Below are 12,014 nucleotides of genomic sequence, written 5' to 3'. Positions count from 1 at the left end.
CCGATGGGTGGCGTGTTGACCGGCTTCGCGATCATCGGCGCGATCATCGCCGGTGGGTACGTCGTCGGGCGCATCGGACTGCTCGGCCCGCACGCGCAGTTCGTGATGAGTCGGCTCGCGTTCTTCGTGCTGATGCCCTGCCTGCTGTTCCACACCATCGCCTCCGCTGACATCGAGTCGCTGCTGTCCCCGATGCTCTGGGTGTCGCTGCTGAGCGCGGCCGTCGTGGCTCTCGGCGCCGCCGCGGTGTTCCGCTTCGTGCTGCGCCGTCCCGTCACCACGACGACCGTCGGCGCCCTGGCGTCGAGCTACGTGAACGCGAACAACATCGGCCTGCCGGTCGCCGTCTACGTCCTCGGGCAGGCCACCGCGGTCGTGCCGGTGATCCTGCTGCAGCTCATCGTGATCGCGCCGATCGCCCTGACGATCCTCGATGCGGCGACCGCGGGGTCCGGTGGCTGGGGGCGTCGGGTCTCCGGGCCGTTCCGCAACCCGATCATCATCGCCTCACTCGTCGGGCTCGTGTTCTCGGCCACCGGGATCCCGCTGCCGGCGCCCGTGCTCGAGCCGTTCTCGCTCGTGGGTGCTGCCGCGGTGCCCGTCGTGCTGCTGTCCTTCGGGATGAGCCTGCACGGTGCGACGCCGTTGCGGGACCCGGAGATCCGCACGGACGTCATCGTGGCGTCGTCGATCAAGCTCGTGGTGATGCCGGCGGTGGCCTTCGTGTTCGCCCGGTACGTGTTCGGGCTCGGTGACCAGGACGTCTTCGTCCTCACGACCCTCGGGGCGTTGCCTGCCGCCCAGAACGTGTTCAACTACGCCCAGCGCTACGGGGCTGCGGTCCCGGTGGCCCGCGACGTCGTGCTCATCTCGACGATCGGCTCGGTCCCCGTGCTGGTCGCGATCGCCGCCCTGCTGCACCCGTAGCGCCGTGGAGCCGCGCCGCGGCCGGCCGGGAGGCCCGTGGCGGGCCCGCCCCGCGCCTCCCGGCCGGCCGTGGTCGCGACCACCCCGCGTGGTGAGCAGCAACGGTCGGGTCGCGGTCACCGACCCGACCACTGCTGCTCACGAAGTGCATCGAGGGCGCGCGTACGCTCGCACCCACGGGGCGGACCCGCCCTGTGACCACGACGGAACTGGAGACCTCCGATGGACACGATGGCGATGATGAAGAACATGTCGATGACGGACATGCCCGTGGCGATGGACATGGACCTGATGCAGGACACGATGATGGCGATGAACGCCGCGTCGATGGCCGCGACGATGTGCTCCGCGAGCGACATGCGGATGGGCGGCGAGATGGCCACGTGCGCCGCGATGTGCTCCAACACGTCGATGATGGGCGACACCGGCATGCGCATGATGATGCGACCTGCCGGCATGGACCTGCCGAGCATGCAGTCGATGCTCATGACCGTGATGACGATGGGCACGATGTGCGCCGCCGAGTGCCGGCAGCACATGGACATGGACGAGTCGTGCCGCTACTGCGCCATGGCCTGCGACGAGATGGTCGCGAAGTGTGAGGCCATGCTCGCCTCGATGTCCGCCTGAGCGGACCCGCCTGAGCTAGGCCGTGCGTGCCGTGGTCTGACGGCCACCGGCACTGAGGATCTCCGCAACCGGGTGGTGGGCGACCGGGTCGCCGACCGACAGGAAGCCGTCGGCGTCCGCCACCCGGAGCTGGGTCACGCCGCCGTCCAGGAACACCACGACCGCGTCGGCGGGACGGGTCTCGACGACGATGCCGTCGCGCCAGGCGCTCGGGGCCGCGGTCGCCATGACGCGCTGGATGGGAAGGATCGTCGGACGGGACATGGCTTCACCTGCTCTCGAAGGGGTTCGGTGCAGGAAATCTACGTCGGCGCCGTCACGTGCTCAACGAGGGCGGACGCCGGGCGTAACAGAGCGCGTCGCGACCCTGTGACCGCTCAGAAGATCATCGGGCGGTCGTCGTCGAGCGAGGTGTCCAGGTCGAGGTCGACCACCACGGGGACGTGGTCGCTCGGGGCATCGCCCTTCCGCTCGTTGCGGTGGATCGAAGCGTCGGTGACGACGTCCGCGAAGGCCTGCGAGCCGAGCACGAAGTCGATGCGCATGCCCTCGTTGCGCGGGAACCGCAGCTGCTTGTAGTCCCAGTAGGTGTAGCCGTCGGGGACGATCGGCCGGACGACGTCCTGCAGCCCAGCGGCCTCGAACGCCCGGAACGCGGCACGCTCCGGTTCGCTGACGTGCGTCGCGCCCTCGAAGACCCGCATGTCCCAGACGTCCTGGTCGAGCGGCGCGACGTTCCAGTCGCCCATCAGCGCGAGCGGGGTCTCCGGCGACGCCGTGAGCCACTCGGTGGTGCGGTCGGCCAGCTGGGCGAGCCAGTCGAGCTTGTACGTGTAGTGCGGGTCGCCGACCTCGCGCCCGTTCGGCACGTAGAGGCTCCAGAGACGGACGCCGTCGACCGTGACACCGATCGCACGGGCCTCGACCGGCAGGTCAGGACCCTCGTGGCCCTTGAGGAAGCCGGGCTGGCCGGGGAAGTCACGCGTCACGTCCTCCATCGGCAGGCGGCTGGCGAAGGCGACACCGTTCCACTGGTTCAGGCCGTGTGCCTCGACGTGGTAGCCGGCGGCCTCGAACGCGTCGACCGGGAACTGCTCCGGCTTGCACTTGATCTCCTGCATGCCGAGGACGTCGACGTCCTCGCGCACCAGCCAGTCGACGATCCGACCCACTCGGGTGCGGACGGAGTTCACGTTCCAGGTCGCCACGCGCATGGGTTCGAACCTACCGGGGACCACCGACCGGGACGTGCAGCGCGCCGCCTCCCGCTCTCGGGCGTGGCACGGCACGATGGTGTTCGCTGGGAGTCCGGCAAGCGAGCGCAGGAGGCACTGATGGCATCGACCACGAACCGCGTCGACGGGACCGCGACGACGGGAACCGTCACCACGCAGGTCACCGCCAAGGGCAGGACGATCATCGACGACACCGTCGTCGCGAAGGTCGCGGGCATCGCCGCGCGGGACGTCCCCGGCGTCTACGCCCTCGGTGGGAACGCCTCGCGGGCCTTCGGTGCGATCCGCGACGCCATCGGCTCGAGCGCGCTCGGCCAGGGCGTCCGCGTCGAGGTCGGCGAGACCCAGGTCGCCGTCGACCTGACGATCGTCGTCGACTACCCGACCCCGATGATGGACGTCGCGACCGCGGTGCGCGCCGCCGTCACGACGGCCGTGACCGAGCTCGTCGGCCTCGAGGTCACCGAGGTCAACATCGCCATCAACGACGTGAACATCCCGGCGCTCAACGGCACCGTCGACGACGTGGACGTCCGGGACGGTCGGGTCCGGTGAACGCCACCGTCGTCGGGATGGGCGCCGGTGCCCTCCTCGCGATCGTCGCGGTGACCCTCGGTTTCTGGGCGTTCGTCGTCGTCGCCGTGTGCATGGCGATCGGTGGCCTGGTCGCCCGCATCGTCACCGGAGACGTCGACTTCCGACGCCTGCTCGACGTGCTGCGCGGACGCCGGAGCTCGTCGTGAGCACCGCCGCCGTCGCCACGGCAGGCGACAGCGGCGCACGGATCCCCGGTTCGGACCGCATCGGCACGACCGCGCTGGTCCGGACCGCGCAGGCGGTCGCGGCCGAGTCGCTGCGCGTGGCCTTCCGGGAGGTCCGTGCCCGGGTCGCGGACGACGGTCGCGGTGCGTTGGCGGTCGAGATCACCGCCCCGCTCACCCTGCCCGTGCTCGGGAGCCACGCGGTCCCCGACGAACCCGTCGTCACCACCGCGCACCGAGCCCGTGCCACGATCGCCGATCGGGTCCGCACCATCACCGGCCGGCAGGTGTCCCGGGTGACCGTGACGTTCGCGTCGTCGGTCGTCGACGTCCCGCGGAGGGTCCGGTGAGCGGGACCGAGGCCGGCGCCGGCCCTGGCCTTGGGCTTGGCGCTGGCGACGGCGCTCCCGTCGTCTTTGGTGGCGGGCACGCCGCCACGTACCGCCGTCTGCTCCGCCGCGAGACCCACGTGTCCCGGTCGGGCGCCGTCGTCATCGCGATGCTCACCACCCTCGTGCTCGCAGCCGCTGCCGTCTTCGCCGGTGCCCTCGTGCTGCTCGACCAGAACGTCCTCGGCGTCGACCCGCGCGCCGTGGTGGACGCCGCCCTCGCCGCACCGGACGGCCTCGACACCACGCTCGTCGTCGGGATCGCGGCGATCGTCGCCCTCGTCGGCCTGGTGTTCCTGCTGCAGGGGCTCCTGCCGCAGCGGCGTCCGCGCCACGCGATGGCATCCGACCGGCTCGCCGTCGTGGTCGACGACGAGGTGCTCGCATCCGCCGCGGCACGGGCCGCCCGTTCCGTCACGCGGCTCGGGCCGGACGCCGCCATCGGAACCGTGGGCCGCCGGACCGTCGAGGTGGTGCTGCGCCCAGCCGCCGGCGTCGACGTGCCCGCCGTGGCCGCGACCGAGGCCGTCGAGCAGGAGTTCGCCGCGATCGACGCGCTCCCCGCCCTGGCTGCGCGGGTGCGCGTCCAGCCGACCGGACGGGTGGACGGATGAACGCGACCAACCGTGGGGTCGGCCGGACGGCACTCGTCGTCGTCGGGCTCGTCCTGTTCGTCGGCGGTGTCGGCGCGATCCTGGTGCAGACGGCCCAGGGCCTGCCGCTCGTGGCGTCCTGGTGGCGCACCGCCGGCGACGCGCTCGCGGGCCTCGGCACGGACACGTCGCGCGATGACTCCCTGCTGTCGTGGACGTGGGTGCTCGGTGGCGGGGTCGTCGTCGGCGTCCTGGCGATCGTGGTGCTGACGACGCTCGGCGGGGGCCGCGAGGGCACCGTCGTCGAGAGCGACGGATCAGCCGACGGCGTCGCCGGTTCGGTGCGGGTCGAGTCCACCGCCGTGCAGCACGCGCTCTCCTCGGCGATCGGGGACCTGCCGCAGGTCGCCTCGCTGGCCGTCGATGTCTACCGGGTCCGTGGCGGCCGGGCGATCCGGGTGCGGGTCCGACCGCGCCGAGGCGCTGCGCCGCGGGAGATCACCGAACGGGTCGAGTCCGTCGTCGCCGACCTCGACGCCCTGCTCGGTGAACGCCTGCCGGTCCTGCTCGAGATCGCGCGCGGTGGGTCCGGGTCCTCGCGCCCGGACCGCGTGCACTAGGACCGTCGTGGTGCGGTCGATCGGCGGGTTGCCGGGTCCGGACGCCGTCGTCCCTGTCCCGCGGGTGGTCGTGGAGGCCGCCCGGGGCCGCGAGGTCGCCCTGGTCTGGCACAACGAGATCGGCGGCACGACCTTCCGGATCGGCCCCGACGAGCACGCCGAGGAGTTCGTGAAGGTCCTGCCGCACGCCTACGCCGCGTGGATCGACGGTGAGGCGGCCCGGCTCGCCTGGGCCGGCCGGTACGTCCGCGTGCCCGAGGTGCTCGGTCACGGCAGCGACGACGACGGCGTCTGGCTCCGCACCCGGGCCGTTCCCGGGTGGAGCGCCGTCGACCCCCGATGGCACGACGAACCCCGGACCGCGGTGGTCGCGGTGGGCGAAGGGCTCCGCGCGCTGCACGACACACTGCCGGTGGTGGACTGCCCGTTCACGTGGTCGACCGTGGCGCGGCTCGACCGTGGTCGTGCGGCTGGTGCCGACACGGACCGCCTGGGCCCGGAGCCGCCCGGTGACCGCACCGTCGTCTGCCACGGGGACCCGTGCACGCCGAACACGCTCATCGGGGCCGACGGCCGGTGGAGCGGGCACGTCGACCTGGACGCCACGGGTGTCGCGGACCGGTGGGCGGACATCGCGGTCGCGACGATGGCGCTCGGGTGGAACTACGGGCCGGGGTGGGAGCCGCTGTTCCACGAGGCGTACGGGCTGCCCGACGATCCGGAGCGGACGGCTTGGTACCGGGCGCTGTGGAACGTCGACGTGGACGACCTCGGCGACTAGAAGGCGACACCCCGCGCGGACATGAACGGGACGGGGTCGGTCGTGGCGCCGTTGATGTGCACCTCGATGTGGCTGTGGCACCCGGTGGACTGGCCGGTTGAGCCGACGAGCGCGATGAGCTGCCCCGCGGAGACCTGCTGGCCGATGCTGACCCGGAAGCCACCGTCGACGATGTGGCCGTAGGCCGTCTGCACGCCGTTGCCGTGGTTGATCCGGACGTAGTTGCCGTACCCGCCGTACCAACCGACGTAGTCGACGGTGCCGGCCGAGGCGGCGACGATCGGGGTGGAGCAGCCGCTCGCGAGGTCGGTGCCGTCGTGCTTGATCACCGTGCCGTAGATCGGGTGCACGCGGTAGCCGTACGGGCTGATGACGTAGCCGCTGGCCGGGCGGACCCACCCCTGGCCGCCGCCCGCACCGACGGCACCGCTCGACCCGGAGCCACTGCTGCCGGTGGAGCCGCCGCCGGAGTTCTGCGCCGCGAGGGCCGCCGCCGCCCGCTGTGCCGCTTCGCGCGCGGCCTTCTCTTCCGCCGCCTTGCGGATCCGCTCACCCTTGGCGAACTCGGCTTCCGTCCGGACCCGGCCGGAGGTCAGGGTCGCGAGCTGGGCGTCGAGCCGGGCCTTGTTCGACTGCTGCTCGGCGTAGGCGGCCTGGACCTGGTCCGAGGCGGCCTGTGCTTCCTGCATGCGGGCCTCGGCCTTCGCGGCGAGGGTCTCGAGCTCTTCCGCGGCGCGGTCGGCCTGGGCCTCGAGCGAACGGGTGACGCCGGCATCGACGGCCGCCGCTGCCTGGACGCGTTCGGCCTGCTCGGACAGTTTGCTCAGGGCACCCAGGTCGTAGAGGAGGTCGCGGGCGTCGTCGCCCTTCGTGAGCACGGAGGTCGTGACGTCGGCACCACCGGAGCGTGCCATCTGCGCCGCGAACTGCCCGGCCTGTGCGGCGCTCTGCTCGGCCACCTTCGCGTGCTCGTCCGCGTCGGCGCGGAGCTTCTGCTCCTTCTCGGCGGCTTCCTGCGCGTCGGACTGCGCGTCGAAGAAGACCTGTCCGAGCTCCTGCGCCTTCGCCTGGGCGGCTTCGACCTTCGCGTCGAGCTCGCTGATGATCCCCTTGATCTCGGTGATCTGGCCCTGCTTGGCGCTCTCCTCGCCGCGGGCGCTCTTGACCTCGTCCCACGTGGGGTAGGTCACCGCCTGTGCCGCCGGGGCATCGACGACGACCGTGCCCACGAGACCCGCGAGCGCCAGTCCGGTGACGGCGAGACGGAGGCGCAGGGAGGCACGAGGGGCGCGGCGGCTGGTGGCGTGGGACATCGAGCACGAGCCTATACATCCGTACAGAGAAGATCGGGCGGCAACGCGCCGCTGTGGACAACTCCTAGAAGCCGCGTTCGCGCCGGATCACGTCGGCGCTCCCCACCACGTCACGCCGGAGCCGGTCGGCCCCGGCGGTCCCGGCGTAGTCGTAGACGTCGAAGCCCGTGCAGTGCGAGATCGTCGCCGGGGCGCCGAGCGAGTCCTCGACCGCGGTGGTCCAGAGGTCGCGCGACCCGACGACCACGAACGTGGGGTCGGCGTCCCGGTAGGCCCCGAGGTCGACCAGCCACGGGTACGTCTCGAAGGTGTCGCGGACCTGCAGCAGCTGCACGTTCGACGACGCGTACGCGGCGAGGGGCCGCACCGTCCAGAACTGCCCGACCCCCACGACGTCGCGGCCGTCCGCCCACCGGTCGAGGCACGACGACGGCGTGTACCGCGCGGTGGCCACGGCACTGGCGGTGCCCGGTGCGACGGCGACCCCGGTGACGAGGACGGCCGCCCCGGCGATCGCCACCGTGGCCCGGACCCCGCGGAACGGCCTGTGCACCCGGGTGCGTCGGACCGCGGTGCGCGCGAGCTCGGCCACCGCCACGAGCGCCAGGAGCGGTGCCGTCACGATCGGTTCGAGGTAGCGCGGAGTCTGCGAGCCGGCGACCACGACCCCGACGGACACGGCGACCACGGTGACCAGGGGCAGCACGGTCGCCACGAGCACCGTCCGCGCCGTCCGGACCCGCCAGGCCCACACGGTGCCGCCGACGGTGACGAGCACCCCGAGGAACAGCAGCAGGAGCCCGGCGTCGCCGGCGGCGGTCCCGGCCCGTTCGTCGGTCAGGGCGGCGAAGAACTGCAGGGTGCTGCCGGCGCGCGAGGGCCGGACGTACGTCGCCGGATCGAGCGACACGAACGGCCGCAGCGGGATCCGGACCAGGTACCCGACCACCGAGCCGACGGTGGTCGCCGCCGACACCAGCAGGGCGAGCCGCCACGGCACCCGGCGCACCGCGGCGAGCAGGACGAGCGTCACCACGACCGGGGCAGCCGACCACGGCACGTACAGCGGGTTCGACGCCGTCGTGCACGCCGCGACGAGGCCGAGCACCACCAGGACCACGACGGACGCCCGGCCCGTGCGGACCGCCCGCAGCACGAGGACCGCGGTGCCGAGCATCGCCAGCAGGGCGCCGTAGTAGTACGTCGTCGTCAGCAGCAGGGACCCCAGCTCGAGCGAGGTCGCGGTGGCCGACGACTCGGTCAGGACCACCAACGTCACGACGGCGAGCGCGCCCGCCGACACCGCGATGCGTGCCGGGCGACCGGCCGACGGCATGAGCTCGTTCGCCGCCGCGCGCACCAGCGCGTACACGGCGAGCAGCACCAGCACCCCGTTCAGCGCCAGTGCCTGCTGCGGGGTCGCCGTCACGACGGAGCAGAGCAGGTAGACGGGCAGCTCCGGGAAGAAGAACAAGGCCGGGGACATCGCCCACTCGAACGGCTGCCCGAGGTCCAGCGAACGCCGCACCAGCGGCAGGAGCACCGAGTCGCCGTCGTACCAGAGCAACGCCACCCGTTCCGTGGCGACGACGTGGCGGAGGGCGATGACGGCCAGGGCCAGTGCGACCAACGCACCAACGGCCTCCCGTCCGATCGCGACGCCCACCCCACCGGTCCGACGGCCGCCGGACGGGGCCGACGCCACGGGGGTGCGACGCGGTGCTCGGGGCATGCTCCGGAGCGTACCGAGCGCTGCTCGGCACGACCCCACAGAGCGGGGGAGCGCGCTGCGAGCCCGACCGGCTACCCTTGTGCGCTGTGACCGACGCGCGCGAACAGTTGATCCAGTACATCTCCTCCGAAGCGGTGTTCCACGGCGACTTCACCCTGACCAGCGGGAAGAAGGCGACGTACTACATCGACCTCCGGAAGGTCAGCCTCGACCACCGGGTCGCGCCGCTGATCGGACAGGTCATGACCGAGCTCGTCCAGCAGGTGCCGGACGTCTCCGCGGTCGGCGGCCTCACCATGGGCGCCGACCCCATCGCCAGCGCCGTCCTGCACCAGGCCGCTGCACAGGGCCTGACCTACGACGCGTTCGTCGTCCGCAAGGAGCCGAAGGACCACGGCCGCGGCAAGCAGGTCGAGGGTCCGGACCTCAAGGGCAAGCGCGTCGTCGTGCTCGAGGACACCTCCACGACCGGCGGGTCGCCGCTCAAGGCCGCCGAGGCACTCGAGCGCGAGGGAGCGATCATCGCCGCCGTCGCGGTCGTCGTCGACCGCGACACCGGGGCGAAGGAGACGATCGAAGCCGCCGGGTACCCCTACTTCGCCGCGATCGGGTTGGCTGATCTGGGGCTGACCGCGTGAGCGGGGAGCGTCCGGACGACGCGCGCGATCCCGACGAGACCGCCGGCCCGGTAGACGGGGACGACGGCCTGGAGGCTCAGCGCGCGCCCGACCCGGACGCTCCGTTCCACGGTCTCCGCAGCGCCGCGGACATCTTCGGGGCTCCCCGGGGCGAGGAGGACTGGCCGTCCCGGCGCGAGCGCCGCGAGGCCGAGCGGACCGCGCGGGAGACCGGCGCACCGCTGCCCGAGCCGTTCGTGGCCGAGCCGGAGGACGCTGCACCGGCTGATCCTGCGCCTGCTGCGCCTGCTGCGCCTGCCGACCCCGCGTCTGCTGCGCCTGCTGCTCCGTCGTTCGACGACGGCGCGACGCAGGCGATCTCGATGCCCCCGGAGCTCCTCGCTCCGTCGGAGAACCCCGACGCCGCCGCCGAGCACCAGCGTTCGACCCTGCACGACCGGATCCCGGCCGCCGCCGACGTCCCGCCGAACCCCACGGCGCCGCACCCCTCGTCGATCGTGCTGCCCACCGCGCAGACCCACCGGGACGAGCGCGCCGCCGCGGCGAAGGCCATCGAGGACGAACGGCGCCGCGTCGACCCGTTCGGCGAGGGCCGTGCCGACGTCGACTTCCTCGGCCGGGCGACCGGCTCGCACGCGACGCCCACCGGCCCGGTCGTGCACCAGCCGCTCGGCGTCGAGAACGTGCTGCCGCCGACCGAGGAGCCGCCGAGCTTCACCGACCTGCTGCGGGTCGCTGGCGCGTCCTCCGACCCCGAGCCGACCGGCGCACACCCCCGACCGTTCGACTGGTCGATCCAAGCCGACGAGACCGGCGAGGTCCCGACGGACGCCTCCAGGACACTGACCGGCGACTCGTTCGACACGACGACGCTCGGTGGCAGCGGCTCGTGGTCGCTCGCCGACGAGATCGGGGCCGAGGACGAGGTCGTCTCCGGCGAGACCGACACCCCGATCGACGGAGTGCAGGCGCCGCGGGCGTTCCCGGTGCCGCCGGCCGTGCCCGCTGCCGCGCCGGTGGTCCCGCCGGCTGTGCCCGCTGCTCCGCCCGCGGTCCCGTCGGCCACGCCCGCTGCCGCACGGGTCGTGCCGGAGCCGGCCGACGCCGTGGACGCGAGCCGGGACACCGCCGCTGCCGGCGGGGCGGACGCAGCCCCGGGCCTCCAGGCCGATGCGCCGACCACGGCCCTGCCGGCTGCCGGTCTGCCGTGGTGGGACGAGCCCGACGCGACCGTGCCGCCGACCGCCGCGCCGCCGCTCGTCGAGCCGGCCGCCGGTGCCGGATCGCCCGGCAGCGGCTACCCGGCGCACCTGCCGCCCGCGGTGGGGCAGGACCTCGACGCCGTGATGGGCATCCGTCGCGACGAGACCGGCGAGCAGGCCGAGCAGCCCGCGTCGTTGCCCGCCGCTGCTCCGGACGACCTCGACCAGTCCGAGTGGGACGGTCGGGAGACGAGCGACACGAGCGCGATCAAGGACCTCTTCGGCACCGAGGCCGTCGGCCAGCTCGGCGGCACCGGCTACGACCCGGAGGACACCGGCACCCGCATGATGCCGGCCGCTGCTGCGCCGTCCCGATCCGGGGCGACGGGCGGACCGGCGGCTGCGCCGGGCGGTCCGGCTGGCGCGCCGGCGCACGCGCCCGGCCCCGGTCGGACCCCGTACGCATCGGCCGCGCCGGCGACGCAGTCCGGCGAGCGCGACAACTTCATCAACCAGGGAGCCGCACGCCTGCGGAGCGAGGGCAAGCGCGGCAAGCAGCTGCTCATCGGCGGCTCGATCGTGCTGATCCTCGTGCTGATCGTCGCCGTGTTCTTCCTGTCGCAGTGGATCCTCGGCAACAACATCGCGGACAAGGCGATCGCGCCGACGAAGTCCCCCGCGGCCGCAGCGTCGACGCCGGCGGCCAGTCCCTCGGCGGAACCCTCGACCGAGCAGTCCAGCGACGCCGCGGCACCGGCCACGACGCTGCAGTTCGCGACGACGCCGGCGCTCCCGGGCGAGCACCCCTGGACCGACCTGGCCGGCAGCGAGTGCCTGTCACCGTTCACGAACGCGTGGGCGCAGTCCTTCACCGTCGTCGACTGCGCATCGCCGCACATCGCCCAGCTGACCGCGCGCCTGCCGGTCAGCGGTGACACCTACCCGGGAGCCGAGGCCCTCGCCGCCCAGGCCGCGGAGCAGTGCCAGGGCGCCGCTGCGCTGAACACCTCGGCCGCTGCGTCGGTCGGGGACGTGCAGGTGCAGGGCTCGTACGCGCCGGACCAGGCGACGTGGGACCAGGGTGACCGGTACCTGTCGTGCTTCGTGACGCGGTCGTCCGGGCAGGAGTTGACGGGGTCGCTCGCGCCGGTGGGGTAGGTGCTGCGGCTGCGGCGGCGGCTGCGGCTGCGGCT

The 12,014-nt window shown here is 73.1% G+C and carries 14 protein-coding genes; 10 read left to right on the top strand and 4 right to left on the bottom strand.

The window, feature by feature from the left end; all coding sequences use genetic code 11:
* Window positions 1–3: 3 nt before the first annotated feature.
* Together EDF19_RS04405 and EDF19_RS04400 are read left to right on the top strand one after the other, a co-directional pair.
* A complete protein-coding gene (locus tag EDF19_RS04405; RefSeq protein WP_123679664.1) occupies window positions 4–927 on the top strand; it encodes an AEC family transporter in 924 nt (307 codons plus the stop codon).
* Between the two features lie 231 nt (window positions 928–1,158).
* On the top strand, window positions 1,159–1,557 hold the full coding sequence (locus EDF19_RS04400) for an aldehyde dehydrogenase (RefSeq protein ID WP_260216916.1): 399 nt from the start codon (window positions 1,159–1,161) through the stop codon (window positions 1,555–1,557).
* Between the two features lie 15 nt (window positions 1,558–1,572).
* On the opposite strand, the gene EDF19_RS04395 is transcribed toward EDF19_RS04400, so the two are convergent.
* Together EDF19_RS04395 and EDF19_RS04390 are read right to left on the bottom strand one after the other, a co-directional pair.
* Window positions 1,573–1,821 carry a nuclease gene (locus EDF19_RS04395; protein ID WP_123679662.1) on the bottom strand — a complete coding sequence of 83 codons (249 nt, stop codon included), beginning with the start codon at window positions 1,819–1,821 and terminating at the stop codon, window positions 1,573–1,575.
* Window positions 1,822–1,934: 113 nt separating this feature from the next.
* On the bottom strand, window positions 1,935–2,771 hold the full coding sequence (locus EDF19_RS04390) for an exodeoxyribonuclease III (RefSeq protein ID WP_123679661.1): 837 nt from the start codon (window positions 2,769–2,771) through the stop codon (window positions 1,935–1,937).
* Window positions 2,772–2,891: 120 nt separating this feature from the next.
* On the opposite strand from EDF19_RS04390, the gene EDF19_RS04385 reads away from it, so the two are divergent.
* Genes EDF19_RS04385 through EDF19_RS04365 form a run of 6 tightly spaced genes read left to right on the top strand, consistent with a single transcriptional unit; the run spans window position 2,892 to window position 5,936 of the window.
* Entirely contained in the window at window positions 2,892–3,347 is a 456-nt protein-coding gene (locus tag EDF19_RS04385; RefSeq protein WP_123679660.1) for an Asp23/Gls24 family envelope stress response protein, read from the top strand.
* Complete coding sequence (locus tag EDF19_RS04380; RefSeq protein WP_123679659.1) at window positions 3,344–3,535, top strand: DUF2273 domain-containing protein; 192 nt, start codon at window positions 3,344–3,346, stop codon at window positions 3,533–3,535. Before EDF19_RS04385 ends, EDF19_RS04380 begins: the two co-directional genes overlap by 4 nt.
* Window positions 3,532–3,903, top strand: coding sequence for a hypothetical protein (locus EDF19_RS19025; protein WP_185022667.1), 372 nt, complete (start codon window positions 3,532–3,534; stop codon window positions 3,901–3,903). The genes EDF19_RS04380 and EDF19_RS19025 overlap by 4 nt, the downstream gene beginning before the upstream one ends.
* Window positions 3,900–4,556, top strand: coding sequence for a hypothetical protein (locus tag EDF19_RS19020; protein ID WP_185022666.1), 657 nt, complete (start codon window positions 3,900–3,902; stop codon window positions 4,554–4,556). Before EDF19_RS19025 ends, EDF19_RS19020 begins: the two co-directional genes overlap by 4 nt.
* Window positions 4,553–5,155, top strand: coding sequence for a hypothetical protein (locus tag EDF19_RS04370; RefSeq protein ID WP_123679657.1), 603 nt, complete (start codon window positions 4,553–4,555; stop codon window positions 5,153–5,155). Before EDF19_RS19020 ends, EDF19_RS04370 begins: the two co-directional genes overlap by 4 nt.
* 7 nt (window positions 5,156–5,162) lie before the next feature.
* Window positions 5,163–5,936, top strand: a complete 774-nt coding sequence (locus tag EDF19_RS04365) for an aminoglycoside 3'-phosphotransferase (protein WP_123679656.1) — start codon at window positions 5,163–5,165, stop codon at window positions 5,934–5,936.
* Here the strand turns inward: EDF19_RS04365 and EDF19_RS04360 are convergent.
* Both EDF19_RS04360 and EDF19_RS04355 read right to left on the bottom strand, forming a co-directional pair.
* Complete coding sequence (locus EDF19_RS04360; protein ID WP_123679655.1) at window positions 5,933–7,249, bottom strand: M23 family metallopeptidase; 1,317 nt, start codon at window positions 7,247–7,249, stop codon at window positions 5,933–5,935. The two genes, EDF19_RS04365 and EDF19_RS04360, sit on opposite strands and share 4 nt — an antisense overlap.
* Window positions 7,250–7,313: 64 nt before the next feature.
* Window positions 7,314–8,981: a hypothetical protein gene (locus EDF19_RS04355; RefSeq protein ID WP_148071030.1), complete on the bottom strand. Its 1,668-nt coding sequence runs from the start codon at window positions 8,979–8,981 to the stop codon at window positions 7,314–7,316.
* Window positions 8,982–9,067: 86 nt separating this feature from the next.
* On the opposite strand from EDF19_RS04355, the gene pyrE reads away from it, so the two are divergent.
* Window positions 9,068–9,619: an orotate phosphoribosyltransferase gene (pyrE, locus tag EDF19_RS04350; protein WP_071404348.1), complete on the top strand. Its 552-nt coding sequence runs from the start codon at window positions 9,068–9,070 to the stop codon at window positions 9,617–9,619.
* The gene (locus EDF19_RS04345) at window positions 9,616–11,979 is read left to right on the top strand and encodes a septum formation family protein (RefSeq protein ID WP_123679653.1); all 2,364 of its coding nucleotides are present in this window, start codon (window positions 9,616–9,618) and stop codon (window positions 11,977–11,979) included. The genes pyrE and EDF19_RS04345 overlap by 4 nt, the downstream gene beginning before the upstream one ends.
* Window positions 11,980–12,014 lie beyond the last annotated feature (35 nt).

It is taken from the genome of Curtobacterium sp. PhB115 (assembly GCF_003752025.1).
In the GTDB taxonomy this organism is placed as follows: Bacteria; Actinomycetota; Actinomycetes; order Actinomycetales; family Microbacteriaceae; genus Curtobacterium.
Note: the sequence above shows the minus strand (reverse complement) of the source record. Positions and strands in the feature narration are given on the sequence as shown.

What these genes read in the sequence shown, in the direction of transcription:
- EDF19_RS04370 (WP_123679657.1), top strand. Translation starts at nt 4,553, where the DNA reads ATGAACGCGACCAACCGTGGGGTCGGCCGGACGGCACTCGTCGTCGTC.
- EDF19_RS04405 (WP_123679664.1), top strand. Translation starts at nt 4, where the DNA reads ATGGGTGGCGTGTTGACCGGCTTCGCGATCATCGGCGCGATCATCGCC.
- EDF19_RS04360 (WP_123679655.1), bottom strand. Translation starts at nt 7,249, where the DNA reads ATGTCCCACGCCACCAGCCGCCGCGCCCCTCGTGCCTCCCTGCGCCTC.
- EDF19_RS04355 (WP_148071030.1), bottom strand. Translation starts at nt 8,981, where the DNA reads ATGCCCCGAGCACCGCGTCGCACCCCCGTGGCGTCGGCCCCGTCCGGC.
- EDF19_RS04385 (WP_123679660.1), top strand. Translation starts at nt 2,892, where the DNA reads ATGGCATCGACCACGAACCGCGTCGACGGGACCGCGACGACGGGAACC.
- EDF19_RS04395 (WP_123679662.1), bottom strand. Translation starts at nt 1,821, where the DNA reads ATGTCCCGTCCGACGATCCTTCCCATCCAGCGCGTCATGGCGACCGCG.
- EDF19_RS04390 (WP_123679661.1), bottom strand. Translation starts at nt 2,771, where the DNA reads ATGCGCGTGGCGACCTGGAACGTGAACTCCGTCCGCACCCGAGTGGGT.
- EDF19_RS04400 (WP_260216916.1), top strand. Translation starts at nt 1,159, where the DNA reads ATGGCGATGATGAAGAACATGTCGATGACGGACATGCCCGTGGCGATG.